An 18,658-nucleotide genomic window follows, 5' to 3' on the forward strand; every position below is an offset into this window, starting at 1 on the left:
TTTGGGGTGAATGGGTATCAATAGGGGTAGTTGTCCCGTTACTAGGTATGCGCCCATTGGGCCATGCTCGACGTGTCGGTAAAGAACACGACCCGGCAAAGAGATCAACATCGGATTCAGGTGCCAGCCATGTGTCAACACGAACCGCAGTGCCCGCCGGCGAACGCTGTCGATCACGAAGCGGCATGCCTCGTGGCCTTCCACCCGGAGCAGGGATGGGGATTGCTGTGCAACGGCGTCGTGATCTTTGACGACACCGGCGAGCTGCTCCCCGACGGGCGCAGCGTCCCTCCCGTCCACCGCTTCGCCTACGGATGTGCGGCATGACCACCATGTACAGATCGAGCAATTCTCACCGGTACGCGCGCGCGGCCGTCCAGCTCTGGCCTGCCGGGCAGCACGGCAGGCGGGCATCGTGGGTGCTGGTCCCGGAGCCGACCACCGTGCCCAAGACCCGTGCGCGGGTCCGCGGCCGGCTCGCCGACTGGGGTGTCCAGGAGCAGGCGGACGTCGTCGAGCTGCTCGTCAGCGAGGTGGTCACGAACGCCATGCGCCACTCGTGGGGCGCCGTGATGACGCTCTCGATGGACGACGACAGGGTGTGCTGCGAGGTGCAGGACACCAACCCCGCGATGCCGATGGTGCGCGAGGTGCACGAAGGCGACGAGGGCGGTCGCGGCATGTACCTCATGGAAGCGCTTTCCACCTCCTGGGGCAGCCACGCCCTTTCCACCGGGAAGGTGGTCTGGTTCGAGGTGGCCTGTGAGCCCGCGACCGGAGCGGCCGGGTCCAAGGACGGTCGAGGCGATGAGTGAGGCATCTCGGTACGACGACGGCAGGACAGGGCCGGTCGCGGACCCGGCCGAGCGCCGCCCGTATCAGGCCAGGCGAGTCCACAAGCGAAAGCCCCGGCGCCGCGACACCGGGGAAGTCCAGGACCTGCGCACCCCCTCCGGGCGCACCACACTGCCGTACTGACGGGCCCACGGGCCTCGCCGCCGTACTGACGGCTCCCCGCGGGCCCGCGCTCAGCCGCCCGTCGCCGCCCCCGGCCCGGTGTTCCCGGCCCCTCGGCTCCTCGTCCCGGCGCCCGGGTCGTCCTGGCGCCGCTCCGCCGCCCGGCGGTCCTGCTCGGCCACCCACACCGCGATCTGCGCGCGCGAGTGGAAGCCGAGCTTGCTCAGGATGTGCTCGATGTGGCCCTCGGCCGTGCGCTGGGCGATGACCAGGCTCGTGGCGATCGCCTTGTTGCTCAGCCCCTCGGCGACGAGCCGGGCGATCTCCGTCTCCCTCCGGGTCAGTGGAGAGGGCGTGGCCGCGGCGCCGGGAGACGGGACCGCCGGCGCGCTCTCCTCCATGGCGTAGGCGAGCGCCTCCTCCAGGGACAGCCTCGCGCCCTGCTCCAGCGCCGACCTGTAGGCGGGCTCGCCGAGAGCCTGGTGGACGAGCGCTTCACACTCATCGTGATAGGTCATCAGATGACCGAACTGCGACAGCGGCGCCCCGACCCTTCGCCACAGCGCGCGCAGGGCGCCGAGCAGCCTGGCGGCGCGCTCGTGGTGCCCCTGACCGGCGGAGATCCAGGCCAGCACCTCCAGGTTGATCCCCATGCCGAGCCGGTCGTCCAACGACTTGTTGAACCGCAGGCTCTCCTTCTCCATCTCGATGGCGCGCCCGGTGTCCCCCTGGCGCCACCTCTCGACGCCGAGGGCCATCGTGGCGTAGGCCCGGTGCCAGCCCTCGCCGCGGCCGTCGCAGATCCGCAGCGCCTCCTCTCCGGCGGCGAGCGCCCGCCCGGCGTCGCCCACGTGGCTGTAGGCGAGGCAGAGCCTGGTCTGCGCCAGCACCTCACCGATCTGGTCCCCCGAGGAGCGGTGCCCGGCCAGGGCCTCCTCGAAGAGCTTGATCGCCGCGTCGGTCTCGCCGTGGTAGATGGCTGCCATACCCGAGTAGAGGGCGACGTAGGCGAGCACACCGCACAGCCCGAGCCGCTCCCCCAGCGCCTGCGCCTCCTCCAGCATCGACGCGCCTGCCGCGATCTCGCCCATCATGATCGCCAGCCAGCTCGCGGCGCACAGCGCCCGGGCGCGCGACTCACAGGGCTCGGTGACCTCGGCGAGGCCCTGGTCCAGCCAGCGGCGCCCCTCCGCGATCCGGTGGCAGGTCTTCCAGTGGTAGAGCAGGTCGGTGGCCGTCCGCAGCCCTTCTTCCGCCTTTCCCTGCTCGAAGCACGACTGCAGGGCGGCGCGCAGGTTGGCGTGGTCCAGGCACAGGCGTTCCATCCACTGCCGCTGCGCGCCGGTGAGGAGCTCGGCGCGGGCCTGGGACGCCAGATCGCGGAAGTACTCCCGATGCCGCGCCCGCAGCGCCTCCTGCCGCCCGGACTCGGCCAGCCGGTCCCTGCCGTACTCGCGGACGGTCTCCAGCAGCCGGAAGCGCACTCCCGCGGGATGCTCCTCGCGGGCCAGCACGGACTGCTCCACGAGCCCGGAGATGAGCTCGACAACGTCCTCGCGGGCGATGCCGTCACCGGAGCAGACCGCCTCCGCCGCCTCCAGGTCCAGGCCGCCGCAGAACACCGAGGCGCGGGCCCACATCAGCCGTTCCTGCTCGGTGCACAGCTCGTAGCTCCAGTCGACCAGCGCGCGTAGCGTCTGCTGCCGCGGGGCGACCGCACGCGAACCGGCGGTGAGCATTCTGAACCGGTCCTTCAGCCGGTCGAGCAGTTGCTGTACCGACAGCGCCCGCAGCCGCACCGCCGCCAGCTCGATCGCCAGCGGGATCCCGTCCAGCCACCGGCAGATCTGTTCCACGGCGTCGCGGTTGGCCTCGGTGACCGTGAATCCTGGCAGCACCGCGTCGGCCCGCTCGATGAACAGGCGCACGGCGTCCACCTGCGCCAGGGCGTCCGCCGACAGGCCAGCGGCGCGGGAGTCGGGGACGGGCAGCGGGAGCACGACCTGAGTCCGCTCCCCGTGGATGCGCAGCGGCTGCCTGCTCGTGGCGATGATCCGCAGATCGTGCGCGGAGGCCAGGAGCTCCTCCACCATGAGGGCGCAGTCGTGGAGCAGGTGCTCGCAGTTGTCCAGGACGAGCAGGGCCTTCTTGTCGGACAGGTAGTCGGTGATCGGCTCCATGGGGGGCCGGGAGGGGTTCTCCTCCAGTTCGAACGCCTCGATCAAGGTGGGGGCGAGGAGGGCGGGTTCGTCGAGCGAGGCCAGTTCGACGAACCACACGCCGTCGGCGAACGCCCGCTGTACCTCCGTGGCCACCCGGGAGGCCAGCCGGGTCTTGCCCACCCCGCCGAAGCCGGTGAGGGTGACCAGCCTGGACTTGCACAGCAGTGTCTTGACCTCGGCCATCTCCTGCCGGCGTCCGACGAAGCTCGTCACGTCGGCGGGCAGTCCGCGTGCCGGCCGCCGCTTCGCGACGTTCGTTCCCATTCCTCTCACCACAGTCCAGAGCGGCTGAAGGCTTCAGAAACCACGTGTTAGCTCACAAATCTCTATAAACTTACCTATACCCGACAGATCATGGACGTGCACCGATCCCAGCGCACCGATCCCGTCAGATCACCGCAAAGCCTTGATGTGCACCGGCGGGACGCCCCGGTTCGAGCGGCGACGCGCCGCGGGAGGAACCGCTCCGGGAGCCGCGCCGCGGCCTCACCGCCACCCTGGAGAAGGGGACCGGCGGCCCGGCGGAGGAAGGGGCGGACCGCGGCCGATCTTACCCGCATTTTGCCTTTCCGGCGGTGCGCGCGACGCCCATCCCGGTAGCAGGCGATAGCGGCTTTTCCGGGTGATTACCCTATTCGCTGACTGCCCCGATAAACGCCCTCCTCCACTCATCGAAACGTCATCGACCGGCGCGTCCTCGCGATTAGTCGGCGTGCCGGGAAGGAGCGCGTCCGACGCCCCCGGTCCGCGTCGCCACCGGCTGTCGAGCTTAGTGTGATGTGAGGGGCCTTGAGGTGTTTGTGCAGGTAGTACCGGTGGAATCGTAACCGTGTACCGGAGGCCATGATTCGCGAGCGACATCGCGGACGGCCTCTTCGACTGCCGATCCCGGACGATGTCCATCAGATATACGAAGCCGGCCGGAAAAGGTGAGAAAGGGAGATCGAGCACGTCGGCACAGCCTTGAAAGGAACCAGCACGTCGGCAGCCCTTGAGAGGAGAGCCCGATGAGTCTGGCCGATCCCAGCGCCAAATCTGACATATTCGCACACCCCTTTGTGGAGAGTGACCTTCCTGGTCCGCTTTCGGCGGAACTGCTCGACCGGCAGGCCCTCCGGGAGTCGAACGCGCGCACCTACCCGCGCCGTCTCCCCATCGCCATCGCCGAGGCCTCCGGCAGCTTCCTGCGCGACCCGGACGGCAACATCTTCATCGACTTCCTGACCGGCGCGGGCGTGCTGTCACTCGGGCACAACCACCCCGAACTGGTGCGGGCCGTCACGGCGCAACTGAACCGGCTCACCCATGGCCTCGACTTCCCGACGCCCGCCAAGGACGCCTTCACCGAGGCACAACTGTCCATGCTCCCGGCGGGGTTGCGCGACCGGATGAAAGTCCATTTCTGCGGGCCCACGGGAGGTGACGCCGTCGACGCCGCGATCAAACTGTGCAAGATCGCCACAGGACGCGGGGACGTCGTGGCCTTCCAGGGCGGCTTTCACGGCAGCGGCCACGCGGCGATGGCCCTCAGCGGCCTTGTGCGGCAGAAGCAGCCGGTGGTCAACGGCGTACCGGGGGTCCACTTCTTCCCTTACTCCTATTGCGCGCGCTGCCCGCTCGGCCTGGTGCCGAGCACGTGCGACACCAACTGCGCGGGCCAGCTCGAGCGGGCACTGCGCGACGGGAACGGCGGCGTCCCGCTGCCGGCCGCGGTCATCCTGGAGATGGTGCAGGGCGAGGGAGGCGTCATCCCCGCGCGCCGCGCGTTCGTGCGGCGGGTGCGCGAACTCACCCGCGAGCTTGACATCCCTCTGATCGTGGACGAGGTGCAGACCGGCTGCGGGCGCACGGGCACGTGGTTCGCCTTCGAACGCTATGGCATCGAACCCGACGTGATCGTCGCGTCCAAGGCCCTGAGCGGCATCGGCCTGCCCGTCGCGATCATCCTCTACGACCGGCGGCTGGACGTGTGGGCGCCCGGCGCGCACATCGGGACATTCCGCGGCAACCAGCTCGCCTTCGCCGCCGGAGCGGAGGCCGTGCGGATCATCCGGCGTGACGACGTGCTCGGCAACGTCCACCGGCGCGGCGAGCAGATCGCCGAGCGGCTGGCGCCCCTGTCGGGCAACCCCTGGGTGCGGGAGGTGCGCGGCGTCGGCCTGATGTGGGGCGTGGAGCTCGCCGATCCCCGCGATGGCGGCCCGGCCACCGAGCCGGCGTACCGCGTCCAGGGCGCCGCGCTGCGGCGGGGGCTGGTCATCGAGGTCGGCGGGCGTGCCGACTGCGTCGTGCGGATCCTGCCGCCGCTGAACGTGACCGCCGACGTCGTCGAGACCGCGTGCTCCATCCTCGTCGAGGCCATCAACGCGTGCTGCCCGGTGGCGGCCTGAGGTTCGCGACGCCACGGGGACCCGCGGGGGTTGATGGAGGCAGCATGACCAGACAGGCCGATGTCCAGGATGTCCAGCGCGCCGATCCGCGGCCGGGAAAGGCCCCGGCCGGACACGTGCTGATCGGCGCGAGCGGTACCTACCCTGCCCGGCGGCGGGACGGGGAGCGGCTACACCACTTGTTCGAGGAGCGATGCGACCGGCTGCGGTCCGCCGGCCGGCAAGGCCGGACGGCCGTGGACGCGGGCGAGGTCACGCTGACCTACGACCAGCTGGACGCGCGGGCCAACCAGCTCGCCCGCTACCTGGTGAAGCGGGGAGCGCGGCCCGGCGAGAGGATCGCGCTGGTCTTCGACCGGGCCGTGTACTCCTACATCGGCATGCTCGCCGTGCTGAAGATCAACGCGGCGTACGTGCCGCTGGACGCCGGCTTCCCCGCGGACCGGCTCGCCTACATCGTGCGGGACGCCGGCGTGCGGATGGTGCTCTCCCTGTCCCACCTGCGCGACCGCATCGAGCACGTCGACGCCGCCATCCTGTGCGTCGACGAGGTGGAGGCCCTCGTCGCCGCCGAGGACGACCGGCGCCTCACCGTCACCGAGCGCGGGGAGCCGGTCGACGAGCTGTGCTACATCGTCTACACCTCCGGCTCCACCGGCCGGCCCAAGGGGGTGGCGATCGAGCACGCCGGCATCTGCAACTTCGTCCGGGTCGCCGTCGACGCCTACCAGTTGACGCCAGACGACCGCGTCTACCAGGGCATGACCATCGCCTTCGACTTCTCGGTCGAGGAGATCTGGGTGCCCCTGCTGGCCGGGGCGACGCTCGTCCCACGGCCGCCGGGGGTCACGCTGCTCGGCCACGACCTCGCGGAGTTCCTGCTGGCCCGCCGCGTCACCGCGCTGTGCTGCGTCCCGACCCTGCTGGCGACCCTGGAGGAGGACCTCCCGGACCTGCGGTTCCTCCTGGTCTCCGGCGAGGCCTGCCCCGCGGACCTCGTGCGCCGCTGGCACCGGCCCGGCCGCAGGTTCCTCAACGTGTACGGCCCGACCGAGGCCACGGTCACCGCCACCTGGGCGGTGCTGCGTCCCGGCGGGCCGGTGACCCTCGGCGTCCCGCTGCCCACCTACGCGGTGGTCATCCTCGATTCCGCCGAGGCACGGGCGCTGCCGCCCGGGGAACTGGGCGAGATCGGCATCGCCGGCATCGGGCTGGCCCGCGGGTACGTCAACCGCGACGATCTGACCGAGCGGGCGTTCATCCCCGACTTCCTCGGCATCCCGGACAATCCCTCCGGCCGGATCTACCGGACCGGGGACCTCGGACGGGTCAACGGCGACGGCGAGATCGAGTACCACGGCCGCATCGACACCCAGGTGCAGATCCACGGCTACCGGGTGGAGCTGGCGGAGATCGAGTCGGTGCTGCTGCAGGTCCCGGGCATCACCCAGGCCGTCGTGGACACCTACGAGCCCGAGCCCGGCGTGGTCGAGCTGGTCGCCTACTACAGCGCCCGCGAGGACGCCCCGGAGATCGACCAGGAGCGGATCTACCGGGAGCTGCGCGGGCGGCTGCCCGGCTACATGATCCCGGCCTACCTCGAGCCGCTGCCCCGCATCCCGATGCTCCTGAGCAACAAGGCCGACCGGAAGAACCTGCCGCCGCCCAAGGGTCCCCGGGGCCTGTCCACGGCGCACACCTACGTGCCGCCGTCGACCGCCGCCGAGAGCGTCCTCGCCGACGTGCTGGCCGGCGTCGTCGGCGTCGAACAGGTCTCCGTGGACAGCCACTTCTTCGACGAGCTGGGCGCGAGCTCGCTGCTGATGACCCGCTTCTGCGCCCGGGTGCGGGAACGGGCGGACCTGCCGCCGGTGTCCATCAAGGACGTCTACCTGCACCCCACCGTGCGGAGCCTCGCCTCGGCCCTGGCGGAGGCGGCGCCCGCGCCCGAGCCGCAGGCCCCGAAGGTGCGGGCGGCACGGGCGAGCACGGCCGAGTACGTCCTGTGCGCGGTGCTGCAACTGTTGCTGTTCCTCGGGTACTCCTGCCTCGGCGCGGTCCTGCTGACCGGCTGCTACCACTGGGTGGCCGGCGCGACCGGCCCGGCCGAGATCTACGGGCGGTCCGTGGCGTGCGGCGCGGCGATCTTCGCGACGCTCTGCGCCGTGCCCATCGTGGCCAAGTGGGCGCTCGTGGGCCGCTGGAGACCGGGGGAGATCCGGGTCTGGAGCCTTGCCTACGTGCGGTTCTGGGCCGTCAAGACGCTGGTGCGGAGCTGCCCGCTCGTGCTGTTCATCGGCTCCCCGCTCTATGTGCTCTACCTGCGCGCGCTCGGGGCCAGGATCGGCCCTGGCGTCCTGATCCTGTCCAAGCACGTCCCGGTCTGCACCGACCTGCTGACCATCGGGGCGGGCACGGTCATCCGCAAGGACGCGTTCTTCACCTGCTACCGCGCCCGGGCCGGCGTGATCGAAACCGGGCCGGTCACCGTGGGCGAGGGCGCGTTCGTCGGCGAGCAGACGGTGATCGACATCGGTGCCGCCCTCGGCGACCGGGCCCAGCTCGGCCACTCCTCCTCCCTCCAGTCGTCCCAAAGGGTGCCGGACGGCGAGCGCTGGCACGGCTCGCCGGCCCAGCCGGCCACCACCGACTACCTGACGCTCGAACCGGCCCGCTGCGGCACCTGGCGCAGAGCCCGGTTCGGCGCCCTGCAACTGCTGACCACCCTGCTCGTGTACATCCCGCTGGGCATCGGCGGCCTCTACTGGCTGACCACGACGATCCCGGCCCTCGCCGGCCTCGCGGACCCGGCCGGTTCCAGGGACCTGACGGCCTGGCCGCCCTACCGCGACGCGCTGGTCGCCTCGCTGGCGCTCTACTTCGGCGCGCTCGCGGCCGGGCTCGCCTTCGTGGCGACCGTGCCGCGCCTGCTGCACCTCGCCCTCAAACCGGACAGGGTCCATCCCCTCTACGGCTTCCACTACTGGGCGCAACGCGCGATCGCCCGGACCACCAACGCGCAGGTCTTCACGCACCTCTTCGGGGACAGCTCCTGGATCGTGCACTACCTGCGCTGCCTGGGATACGACCTGTCGAAGATCGAGCAGACCGGCTCCAACTTCGGCCTGCAGCACAAACACGAATCGCCGTACCTGGCCACGATCGGCAGCGGCACGATGGTGTCGGACGGGCTGTCGATCGTGAACGCGGACTTCTCCAGCGGCTCGTTCCGCGTGTCCCGCGCGTCGATCGGGGCGCGCACCTTCGTCGGCAACGACATCGCCTACCCCGCCCAGAGCCGGGCCGGGAACAACTGCCTCCTCGCGACCAAGGTCATGATCCCCCTCGACGGGGAGCCACGACATGACATCGGACTGCTGGGCTCGCCCTGCTTCGAGATCCCGCGCTCGGTCCAGCGCGACAGCCGGTTCGACCACCTGAAGACCGGCGAGGAGTTCCGTCGCCGCCTGGCGGCCAAGAACCGGCACAACACCGTGACCATCGCGCTGCACCTGTTCACCCGGTGGCTGCACCTCTTCGGCGTCATGCTGCTCGCCATCGTCGCCGCCGGCCTGTACGACACGTTCGGGCCGCCGGTCATCGCCGCCGACATCGTCTGCACCCTGCTGTTCACCATCGTGTACTTCCTGGTGGTCGAGCGCCTGGCCACGGGCTTCCAGGCGCTGCGGCCGCGCTTCTGCTCGATCTACCAGACTTACTACTGGTGGCACGAGCGCATGTGGAAGCTCACCAACCCGCTCTACCTCGACCTGCTCAACGGCACGCCGTACAAGAACGCGGCCTGGCGGCTGGCCGGGGTGCGGCTCGGGCGCAGGGTGTTCGACGACGGCTGCCACATACCGGAACGGACCCTGGTCACCATCGGCGACGACTGCACGCTGGCGCAGAAGAGCCTGATCCAGGCCCACTCGCTGGAGGACGGGACGTTCAAGTCCGACCACATCACGATCGGCTCCGGCTGCACCGTCGGGACCAACGCCCTGGTCCACTACGGGGTCCGCATGGGCGACGGCGCGCTCCTGGACCCCGACTCCTTCCTGATGAAGGGCGAGGAGGTCGCCCCGCACGCCCACTGGCGCGGCAACCCGGCCATCCAGATCTAAGGCCCCCGCCCGCCCTCGGCATCGGCGGTCGCGGCCATCGCGTCCGTCTCGGCATCGGCGGTCGCGGCCATCGCGTCCGTCTCGCCGTCGCGGCCCGTCTCGCCGTCGCGGCCGTCAGGGGAGCAGGAGGCCCCAGTACAGCGCCCATGGGATGAACACCGTCCCACCGGCGAGCAGCAGGCCGAGCCGCACCCTCTCGCCCTGTGGCACCGAACCGCGCGTACGCCACCAGGCCCGCGCGGTGAGGACCGTGGCGGCCGCGCACGCGACCGCGAGGGCCTGCAGCGCCAGCCAGATCAGCGGGCGCCCGGCCAGCACGGGCCCGGGAGCGGCCAGCTTGCCGCCGGTCATCACCAGGTAGAACAGGTAGGAGAACGACCCGAGCACCGTCACGAACCCGGCTGCGCCGAGCACCCGCGCGGCCTTGGCGACCGGAGGCCGCCCGCGCCCGCGAAGGCGCCGCACCAGCGCGACCATCGGGTACGCCGCGAACGCGACCACGAACAGCACCAGGGCCGCGAGCTGCGCCGGCGCCGACTCCCACCACGCCGGCGGGGGCACCGGCACGGTCCGCGAAGCCTGTTCGGGGGTGGGCCCCGAGCTCCCGGCCATGGGCGGCTTCCCCGCGGTGACGTCGCGGACCCAGGAGCCGACCAGATCGGCGTACCCCGGGGCCAGTTCGGGCAGCCGGGTCACACCGCCGTCCGGGCTCTGGTGGGCGGCGTGGTCGGCGCCGGGGAAGAAGCGGAAGGTGTAGTGCGTGTTGCCGCCTTTCTCCAGGGCCTTGGCGAAGATCGGCGGGGTCTCCCTGGGCGGGGTCAGCAGGTCGTGGGTGCCCCAGATGGCGAGCACCGGCCGGTGGACGGCCGCGATGGTCGGCTCGGGATCGTAGTACGGCTCGGGGAACATGCCGCCGTCGGCGATCGTCCGGTACAGGTTGAGCTCGGCCCTGTCGACCAGCGAGCCCGACACCCCAGCCTTGCGCAGCCCGGCCGCCACGGCCCAGGTCTGCTGCCGGAGCGGCGGCAGGCCGTTGGCGCCCACGAGCACGATGAAGGCGACGTCCGCCGAGCGGGCCGCCGCGATGGGCGCCACCCATCCGCCCTCGCTCAACCCCCAGATGCCGACCTTCGCCGGGTCGATGCCCGGCTGGGCGCGCAGCGCGGCCACGGCGCCGAGCGCGTCCTCGGCCAGAACGGTGTAGGAGCGCTGGAAGAGCGAGTAGCCCTCGGACCGCTTGTCGTAGATCAGCACGGACATGCCCCTGCGGGCGAACTCGACCGCCTCGACCATGAGCTTCGCACGCGGCGTGCCCGTGCCGGCGCCGTGGATCAGGACGATGCCCGGGCGAGCCGGCTTCGCGCCGGCCGGCGACAGGACCGTTCCGTGCATGGCGAGGCCGCCGCTTCCCTGGAAGCTCACCTCCGCCGCGGTCAGATCGGCGGGCACGGCGACCGGCCCCGGCGCGACGGCGGTCGAGGTCGCGGCGGGGGTGGTCGCCGCACGGGTCGTCACGCTTCCGGTCGTGATCGTACGGGCCGCCGCTGTCACGATCGTGGTCGCACCGCCGGCGGGGGCGGGCGCGGCGGCGGCCGCCGTCCCTGGGGTGGTGAGCAGGCAGGCGGCGACGGCCACCGCCGGGAGGATTCGTCTCATATTGCCGAAGGTACTCTGCAGAGAAACCTCGGCAAGCATTTGTCTGCAGATATCCTTCTGCATGAGTAGGCTGTTCATCATGAAGGATGAGCGGCCGTTCACGGTCGAGGACCCGGCGAGGCTCAAGGCGCTGGCCCACCCCATGCGGCGGCTCATGCTCCGCCACCTCAACCGGCACGGCCCCGCGACCTCCACGACGCTCGGCGAGCTGCTCGGCGCCAAGACGGGCACGACCAGCTACCACCTGCGCCAGCTCGAGAAGTACGGCTTCATCGAGGAGATCCCCGAGCGCTCCACCGGCCGGGAGCGCTGGTGGCGCAGAGTCGAGGCGGCGAGGGACATCCGCCTGCCCACGCCCGGTCAGCTACCCCCGGAGGACCGTCCCGTGCTCGCCGAGTACCACCGGATGGGCATGGAGGAGGACCGCGAGCTGTTCGAGCGGTTTCCCGAGGCCTATGACCGCGATCCCGAGTGGGTCAAGGGGTCACGGGGCTTCGGGCGGATGACCAAGGCGGAGTTCGACGCGTTCTTCGAGGCCTACATCGCACTGCTGATGAAGTACAGCCACCCGGCGGAGGACGCTCCGCCGGACGCGCGCCCCCTGCACATCCGGCTGTTCGCCCTCCCTGCCGACGAGGCCTGAGCGCCGCACCCGAGCTAGAGCCGTCCACCGACCCCGGGCAGGACCGTCCGACGACCGCGAGCAGGAGCCGTCCGTCGACCCCGGGTGAGAGCGGTCCGCCGCCCTGAGCGAGCGCCGGTCGCCGGGTCAGCGCGGGGCGGCGGCGCCGTAGCGCAGGCCGTCCACCAGCAGGTCGAGCAGGCGGTGGGCCTGGTCGCGCTGCTCGGGCTCGCCTGCGGCGAGGGACACGCCGCTCAAGCTCGCCAGCACGTCACCCGGGTCGATGTCAGTTCGCACGGCCCCGGCCTCGCCGCCGGCGCGCAGCAGCGTCGCGATGGCTTCGAGCAGCAGGGCGCGGCTCTCCGCGAAGGGGTTGCCGCCGGAGGCGATGACCGCGCGCAGCGCGCCGGCCATGCCGCGCTTGGTCGTCATGTACTCGACGAAGTGGTCCATCCAGATGCGCAGCGCCTCGTCCGGCGGCGTGTCCCGCAGGAGCCCGGTCACGGCGTCGCACAGCCTGGCCAGCTCGTTGCGGTAGGCGGCCTCGATCAGCGCCTCCCGCGTGGGGAAGTGGCGGTAGAGCGTGCCGATGCCGACACCCGCGTCCTTGGCGATCGCTTCGAGCGTCACGTCGGGCCCGTCGTGGGAGAACGCCCGCACCGCGGCGTCGAGCAGCCGGTCGCGGTTTCGCCGCGCGTCGGCGCGGAGCGGTCGGGGGCCGGTGGCCGGCACAGATCATCCTCCTCGGTCCGTCCGGAACCTCTTCTCGAGGTCCACCCGGAACCTCTCCTCGACTGTCCCACTACTATGACCTGCGATTTGCTAACCGGAGGTTGCTCCGATTAAAGTCGAGCTTATTCGGAGGTTCCTCCGTTTGGAGCCTACCGCGTGAGCCTTCCATCCGCATCGCCGAGCGAGGCACATCATGACTGCCACCACACCCATCACCACGCCGTTCACCGCCCGGTCCACCGCCGCCGAAGTCGTGGACGGCATCGACCTCACCGGCCGGCGCGCCATCGTGACCGGCGGCGCGTCCGGCATCGGCATCGAGACCGCCCGCGCGCTCGCCGGCGCGGGCGCCGAGGTCACCCTGGCGGTCCGCGACCTGGACGCGGGAAAGCGCACCGCCGAGGACATCACCGCCACCACCGGCGGCCGGCAGGTGCTCGTCGCGCCGCTCGACCTCGCCGACCGCGCCTCGGTCGCCTCCTTCGTGGCCGCCTGGGACGGGCCGCTGCACATCCTGGTCAACAACGCCGGCGTGATGGCGGCCCCCGAGACGCGCACGCCGGAAGGCTGGGAGCTGCAGTTCGCCACCAACCACCTCGGCCACTTCGCCCTCGCCACCGGGCTGCACCCCGCGCTCGCGGCGGCCGGCGGGGCGCGCGTCGTGTCCGTCAGCTCCAGCGCGCACCTGCGCTCCCCGGTCGTCTTCGACGACATCCACTTCCGCGAGCGCCCGTACGAGCCCTGGCTCGCGTACGGGCAGTCCAAGACGGCCAACGTCCTGTTCGCGGTCGAGGCGACCAGGCGCTGGGCGGGCGACGGCATCACCGTCAACGCCCTGATGCCCGGCGGGATCCGCACCAACCTGCAAAGGCACATCACCCAGGAGGACCTCGACCGGATGCTCGCCCAGGCGGGCGCGGGCTCGATCACCTTGAAGACCCCCGAGCAGGGCGCCGCCACCTCCGTGCTGGTCGCGACATCGCCCCTGCTCGACGGCATTGGCGGCCGTTACTTCGAGGACTGCGCCGAGGCCGCGCCGAACGAGCCGGGCACCCGCCACGGCGTCGCGACCTACGCCCTGGACCCCGAGGCCGCCACCCTCCTCTGGCAGGTCTCCACCGACACCCTCGCCTCCTGACCGCCCCGGCGGACGACCGCCTCGTGCGGACGACCGCCTCGTTGCGGACGCGAGACCGCACGAGGCCGGGGGATCAGTCCGCCTTGACCTCGAAGAGGTAGGTGGAGGGCCAGGGCTCGCCGCCCTGCCGGGGGTAGGTGCTGGAAGAGATGGAGGGCCGGCCACCCCCGAGCTCTGGTAGCCCTCGTCGGCCGGGCGCCGGTGCCGGTCAGCGGCCGGTGAGGGACGGGTAGTCCTTGAGATCGATGTTGGTGGCGAACATGTCGGTCATCTTCAGCATCAGCTTCAGGAGCAGGCGGTTCTTGAACATCCAGTTGCGCATGCGGATCCTGCCCGGCGTGCCGGGAGCCAGGAAGGGGCCCGCGTTGCCGTTCTTGGCGATCTTGGCATAGCCGCGGAACCCCTCCTCGTACCGCTTGAAGGCGACCTGATGGTCCCCGCCGGCCAGCGCGAGCTCCCCCGCCAGTACGTAGGCCCCCACCAGAGCCAGGCCGGTGCCGAAGCCGCCCAGCGTGTTGCCGTAGGCGGCGTCGCCGAGCAGCGCCACCCGGCCCTCCGCATAGCGGTCGATGCGCACCTGGCTGATCGAGTCGAGATAGACGTCGTCGGCCCGGCGCACCTCCGAAAGGATGGCCGGGGTCCGCCAGCCCATCCCGGCGTAGGCCTCGATGAGTATCTTCTTCATCCCCTCGGTGTCGTATCGGTCGTAGTCGAGTTCCGGCGAGGCGAAGGTGAAGAAGGCGGCCGCCTTCGGGCCACCGGCGGCGACCATCCTGCCGGGCTCGTTGTACATCGACGGGACGCTCCCGGCGATCTCGGGAACATCGACGAGGGCGTAGTAGTGGCCGAGGAAGCGGACGTAGTCGGACTCCGGGCCGAAGGCCAGCCGGCGGACGTTCGAATGGATCCCGTCCGCGCCCACCACCAGGTCGAACGTGCGCGGGGCACCGCGCTCGAACGTGACGTGCACGCCGCTCGCGGTCTGGGTGAGCGAGGTGATGGAGTCGCCGAAGACGTACCGGCATCCGGCGGCGGCGGTCTTCTCGTACAGCAGCCTGGCCAGGTCACCGCGCGTGATCTCGATCTCGCCGCCGGTGAACTCGCCGGGGAGCACCGCGAGCCTGCGGCCGTCCGCGCCGACGATCTCCTGGTCGGTGCCGCCGGTCTGCAGCCGCAGCACCTCGCCGAGGATGCCCATGCGCTCCAGCACGGTGCGGTGGATCGCGCCCTTGAAGTCGACGGCCTGCCCGCCCGGGCGCGGGGCGGGAGCCTTCTCGACGACGGTCACGTCGAAGCCGTAGCGGTCGAGCCAGTAGGCGAGAGCGGGGCCGCCGATGCTGGCGCCGGAGATGAGGACGTTGGTGTTCTTCATGTCCATGAGCCTCGCCGGGAGCGCTGACAGGCCAGGGACAGCCGGCTGACAGTCGGCGCAGAGCTGTCAGCGCCTCCTGCGGCACGGCAGGACCGCCGCGGCCACCGGTCCAGGAGGCCGCCGCCACCGCCCTCCGGCTCAGGCGAGGACGGTCAGCGCCTGCTCCCGGCTGAGCGCGGCGCCTCTGGCGAACTCCGCGGCGAAGGCCTCCGGTCCGATGAGAGCCGTGCTGCCCGCGGCGATCCTCGCGACGTCAGGGTCGCCGGTGACGGCCATGCCGCGTAGCGCCACCGCCACGCCGAGCAGGAACGCGGCCCGCTCCCCGTTCCCTTCGAGCAGGGCCAGCCCGGCACCGCTCTCGGTGACGTCGGCGAGCTCCATCACCGACGCCGACGACGTGCGCGCCACGCGGAGCGCCTCGCCGTGGCGGCGCCCGGCCTCAGCCAGGTCGCCTCCGGCCTCGGCCAGCCGGGCCAGCGCGGTCAGCACGAGCGGTCTGATGCCCTCGGTGGCGAAGACGCCGGCCCCGATGGCGTCCAGCGCGGCCAGGTAGTGGTCGCGCGCCTCGGCGTGATCGCCGGACAGGCGGGCGAGCTCACCCAGCCCCAGCTCGACCAGCGAGGACCGGCGCGACGTGCTCGTCCTGCGTGCCAGCTCGGCGGCGCGGGACAGGTCGGCACCCGCCGCGCGCGAGTCGCCCTCGCGTATGAGAGCGCCGCCCCTGCGGCAGAGCACGTCCACCAGGTCGTCCACGGTGCCGAGCTGCTCGTGCAGTTCGACGGCCTCTCCCCACAGCCGCCTGGCCCGCCGCCACTCGCCGCGCCAACTGGAGATCAGTGCCAGCCACTCCAGCCCTTGCGCCATGCCCCAGCGCTCGCCCATGGAGCGGAAGCCGGACAGGCTCGACTCGAGCCCGCGCTCCGCGTCGGCCACCCTGCCGTCCAGCAGATACACCAGGGACTCCCCCAGCATGCTGACGGCCCGGCTCCACGGGTCGGAGCCGAGCAGCCGCCCCCGTTTGAGGGTGACCTCCGGATCCGACGGCCCCGCGGTCATCCCCCACAGGACGTTCAGGAACGGGTACCGCAGCTCCCGGTCCAGCGAGCGCATGATCTCCTCGGCCCGCGCCCACTGCTCGGGCAGCACCGCGGGCACGGCCTGCAGCACGCACAGGACGTACTCCTCCTCCAGCCCCGCCGGCGGCTCGGCGCCCAGCCGTTCGAGCAGCCGGAGCACCGGCGAGGTGACCTCGCCGTGCCGCCCGCTCAGCCACCAGTACGCCGCCGTCGCCGCGATCAGCCGTAGCGCCCGGTCCGGATCGGCCTGGACGGCGTGGCGCAACGCGGCCTGCAGGTTGCTGTGCTCGGCGGAGACCCGGGCCAGCCATTCGAGCTGCTCGGCCCGGCGCAACCACGGGTCGGCGCGCTGCGCCAGCTCCAGGAAGCAGGCGGCGTGCTCGTCGCGCACCTGCTCCTGCTCACCCGCTTCGGCCAGCCGCTCCACGCAGAACAGCCGGATCGTGTCCAGCATCCGGTACCGGCCGCTGTTCGCCTCGATGAACGATTTGTCCACCAGGTCGGCCAGCACCTCCCCGGCTCCGCAGATCCGCTCGACCGCCTCCAGGGAGGCGCTTCCCGCGAACACCGAGAACCGCCGGGCCAGCGCCTGCTCCTCGGGGCTGAGCAGGCTCCAGCTCCAGTCCACCACGGCGCGCAGCGTCTGGTGCCGGGCCGCCGCGGTGCGGTCACCGCGGGACAGCAGCGTGAACCGGCCGTGCTCCTCCAGGCGCGTGGCGATCTCCTGCGCGGTGAACGTCCGCAGCCGGGCCGCCGCCAGCTCGATGGCCAGCGGCAGGCCGTCCAGCGTCGCGCAGATCTCGGCGAACTCCGGCAGCATCGTCAGGCCGGGGCGCACGGCGGCGGCCCGCTCGGCGAACAGCCGCACCGCCGGGTAGGCGAGCGCGTCATCGGCGTCGGTGCCCGGCGGGGGCACGGCCAGCGGCGACAGCGGGACGAGCATCTCGCCGGTGAGCCCGAGCGGCTCGCGGCTGGTGCACAGGACGACCACCCGCGGGCAGGCGTCGAGCAGCCGGCGGGCGAGCGCCGCCGCCGGGCCGATCACGTGCTCGCAGTTGTCCAGGACGAGCAGCAGCTCCTGGTCGGCCAGGGCGGCCACCAGCCGGTCGGTGGGGTCGGCCCGATCGGACACCAGTGGCTGCAGCCCCGTCTCGCGCAGGCCGAGCGAGCCGAGCACCACCGCCGGGATCTGGCCACCGTCGTCGAGCGGCGACAGATCGACGAAGCAGGCGTCTCCTCCACGGCGACGGGCCGCCTCGATCGCCAGCCGGGTCTTCCCGGTGCCTCCGGGGCCGGTCAGCGTGACGAGCCTGGAGTCGCGCAGCTCCTCGATCCGGCGCAGTTCGGCCGCACGGCCCACGAAGCTGGTGAGCTGCGCGGGCAGCCGCTGCCGCACCACCGGCGCCCGGGCCTCGTCGCCCCGCAGGATCGCCAGGTGCAGGGCCGTCAGCTCGGGCGATGGGTCGGCGCCGAGCTCGTCGGCCAGCAGCCGCCTGCCCTCCTCGTAGACGGTCAGCGCCGCGGCCTGCTGCCCGGCGGCGCGCAGGGCCCGCATGAGCTGACCGCGCAGCCGCTCGCGCATCGGGTTCGCGGCCACCAGGTGCCGCAGTTCGGCGATGGAGGTGCCTTCGGGAAGGGCCAGTTCGGCTTCGACGAGGTCTTCCCGCGCCGCTAGCCGTATCTCTTCCAGCCGGGCCGCCTGCGCGGGCACGAAGGGCACGTCGGCCAGGTCGGCCAGTACGGGCCCGCGCCACAGCGCCAGCGCGTCCTTGAGCACGCCGGCGGCGCGCTCGTACCGGCCCACGGCGAGCAGCGCGCGCCCGTCGCGGGCGAGCCGCTCGAACCGCGACGCGTCGACGTCCTCGGGGTCGGCCGCGAGCCGGTACCCGGCCCCGTGGAACTCGATCAGATCGGGCGGCAGGTTGCGGCGGAGCCGGGACACGTGCGCCTGGATCGCGTTGGCCGCGCCGGCCGGAGGACGCTCGCCGTACTGCCCGTCGATCAGCCGGTCCACGCTGACGAGCCGGCCGGTGTCGAGCAGGAGCAACGCGAGCAGCGCACGGGGCCGGGGCCCGCCGACGGGGACGAGTTCCCCCTCCTCCGTCCGCACTTCCAGCAGGCCCAGGATTCCGAATCGCACGGGACCGATTGTGTCCCATGCGCCCTGCTTCGCGAGGATCAACGGCTCCCGAGGCCTGGTCACCCGCCCTTACCTGCGCGACCGCCCGCAGGCGGAGCCGCACCTCTTCGACACCGGCCACTTCGCCCTGGAGGACGAACTCCAGCCGATCGCTCCCCTGATCGCCTCGTTCCTGACCAGCACCAGCGCCGCCGGCGGCCACCAGGCCGCGTGAAGCCCACCGGAGACG

Annotated in this window: 14 protein-coding genes and 1 tRNA gene; 10 read left to right on the forward strand and 5 right to left on the reverse strand. The window is 71.8% G+C overall.

Annotation, left to right across the window (positions count from 1 at the left end; translation table 11 throughout):
* The first annotated feature begins 129 nt into the window (after positions 1–129).
* The 3 genes from MYF83_RS19820 to MYF83_RS19830 are packed head-to-tail and all read left to right on the forward strand — an operon-like array spanning position 130 to position 978.
* Entirely contained in the window at positions 130–327 is a 198-nt protein-coding gene (locus tag MYF83_RS19820) for a DUF5999 family protein (RefSeq protein WP_248961961.1), read from the forward strand.
* Positions 324–815: an ATP-binding protein gene (locus MYF83_RS19825; protein ID WP_248961962.1), complete on the forward strand. Its 492-nt coding sequence runs from the start codon at positions 324–326 to the stop codon at positions 813–815. Before MYF83_RS19820 ends, MYF83_RS19825 begins: the two co-directional genes overlap by 4 nt.
* Entirely contained in the window at positions 808–978 is a 171-nt protein-coding gene (locus MYF83_RS19830; protein WP_248961963.1) for a hypothetical protein, read from the forward strand. The genes MYF83_RS19825 and MYF83_RS19830 overlap by 8 nt, the downstream gene beginning before the upstream one ends.
* Before the next feature lie 50 nt (positions 979–1,028).
* Here MYF83_RS19830 and MYF83_RS19835 read toward each other — a convergent pair whose 3' ends face one another.
* Positions 1,029–3,443, reverse strand: coding sequence for an ATP-binding protein (locus tag MYF83_RS19835; RefSeq protein ID WP_248961964.1), 2,415 nt, complete (start codon positions 3,441–3,443; stop codon positions 1,029–1,031).
* 743 nt (positions 3,444–4,186) lie between these two features.
* Between MYF83_RS19835 and MYF83_RS19840 the strand changes: the two genes are divergently transcribed.
* Together MYF83_RS19840 and MYF83_RS19845 are read left to right on the forward strand one after the other, a co-directional pair.
* Positions 4,187–5,569 carry an aspartate aminotransferase family protein gene (locus MYF83_RS19840; RefSeq protein ID WP_248961965.1) on the forward strand — a complete coding sequence of 461 codons (1,383 nt, stop codon included), beginning with the start codon at positions 4,187–4,189 and terminating at the stop codon, positions 5,567–5,569.
* Between the two features lie 44 nt (positions 5,570–5,613).
* Positions 5,614–9,693, forward strand: a complete 4,080-nt coding sequence (locus MYF83_RS19845; protein WP_248961966.1) for a Pls/PosA family non-ribosomal peptide synthetase — start codon at positions 5,614–5,616, stop codon at positions 9,691–9,693.
* A 114-nt stretch (positions 9,694–9,807) separates the two neighbouring features.
* On the opposite strand, the gene MYF83_RS19850 is transcribed toward MYF83_RS19845, so the two are convergent.
* Complete coding sequence (locus MYF83_RS19850) at positions 9,808–11,349, reverse strand: alpha/beta hydrolase family protein (RefSeq protein WP_248961967.1); 1,542 nt, start codon at positions 11,347–11,349, stop codon at positions 9,808–9,810.
* A 79-nt stretch (positions 11,350–11,428) separates the two neighbouring features.
* Between MYF83_RS19850 and MYF83_RS19855 the strand changes: the two genes are divergently transcribed.
* On the forward strand, positions 11,429–11,992 hold the full coding sequence (locus MYF83_RS19855; RefSeq protein WP_248961968.1) for an ArsR/SmtB family transcription factor: 564 nt from the start codon (positions 11,429–11,431) through the stop codon (positions 11,990–11,992).
* A gap of 126 nt (positions 11,993–12,118) precedes the next feature.
* Here MYF83_RS19855 and MYF83_RS19860 read toward each other — a convergent pair whose 3' ends face one another.
* Complete coding sequence (locus tag MYF83_RS19860) at positions 12,119–12,703, reverse strand: TetR/AcrR family transcriptional regulator (protein ID WP_248961969.1); 585 nt, start codon at positions 12,701–12,703, stop codon at positions 12,119–12,121.
* Positions 12,704–12,896: 193 nt separating this feature from the next.
* Between MYF83_RS19860 and MYF83_RS19865 the strand changes: the two genes are divergently transcribed.
* Positions 12,897–13,841, forward strand: coding sequence for an SDR family NAD(P)-dependent oxidoreductase (locus MYF83_RS19865; RefSeq protein WP_248961970.1), 945 nt, complete (start codon positions 12,897–12,899; stop codon positions 13,839–13,841).
* Between the two features lie 208 nt (positions 13,842–14,049).
* Here the strand turns inward: MYF83_RS19865 and MYF83_RS19870 are convergent, their stop codons facing one another.
* The gene (locus MYF83_RS19870; RefSeq protein WP_248961971.1) at positions 14,050–14,634 is read right to left on the reverse strand and encodes a Rossmann-fold NAD(P)-binding domain-containing protein; all 585 of its coding nucleotides are present in this window, start codon (positions 14,632–14,634) and stop codon (positions 14,050–14,052) included.
* Positions 14,635–14,672: 38 nt separating this feature from the next.
* Here MYF83_RS19870 and MYF83_RS19875 point away from each other — a divergent pair.
* Together MYF83_RS19875 and MYF83_RS19880 are read left to right on the forward strand one after the other, a co-directional pair.
* A tRNA-OTHER gene (locus MYF83_RS19875) sits at positions 14,673–14,765 on the forward strand.
* On the forward strand, positions 14,743–15,240 hold the full coding sequence (locus MYF83_RS19880) for a hypothetical protein (protein WP_248961972.1): 498 nt from the start codon (positions 14,743–14,745) through the stop codon (positions 15,238–15,240). Before MYF83_RS19875 ends, MYF83_RS19880 begins: the two co-directional genes overlap by 23 nt.
* A gap of 111 nt (positions 15,241–15,351) precedes the next feature.
* Here MYF83_RS19880 and MYF83_RS19885 read toward each other — a convergent pair whose 3' ends face one another.
* Complete coding sequence (locus MYF83_RS19885) at positions 15,352–18,429, reverse strand: AfsR/SARP family transcriptional regulator (RefSeq protein ID WP_248961973.1); 3,078 nt, start codon at positions 18,427–18,429, stop codon at positions 15,352–15,354.
* Between the two features lie 10 nt (positions 18,430–18,439).
* Here MYF83_RS19885 and MYF83_RS19890 point away from each other — a divergent pair, with 10 nt between their 5' ends.
* On the forward strand, positions 18,440–18,643 hold the full coding sequence (locus MYF83_RS19890; RefSeq protein ID WP_248961974.1) for a hypothetical protein: 204 nt from the start codon (positions 18,440–18,442) through the stop codon (positions 18,641–18,643).
* The last annotated feature ends 15 nt before the right edge of the window (positions 18,644–18,658 follow it).

It is taken from the genome of Sphaerisporangium perillae, from assembly GCF_023276435.1.
Taxonomy (GTDB): Bacteria; Actinomycetota; Actinomycetes; order Streptosporangiales; family Streptosporangiaceae; genus Sphaerisporangium; species Sphaerisporangium perillae.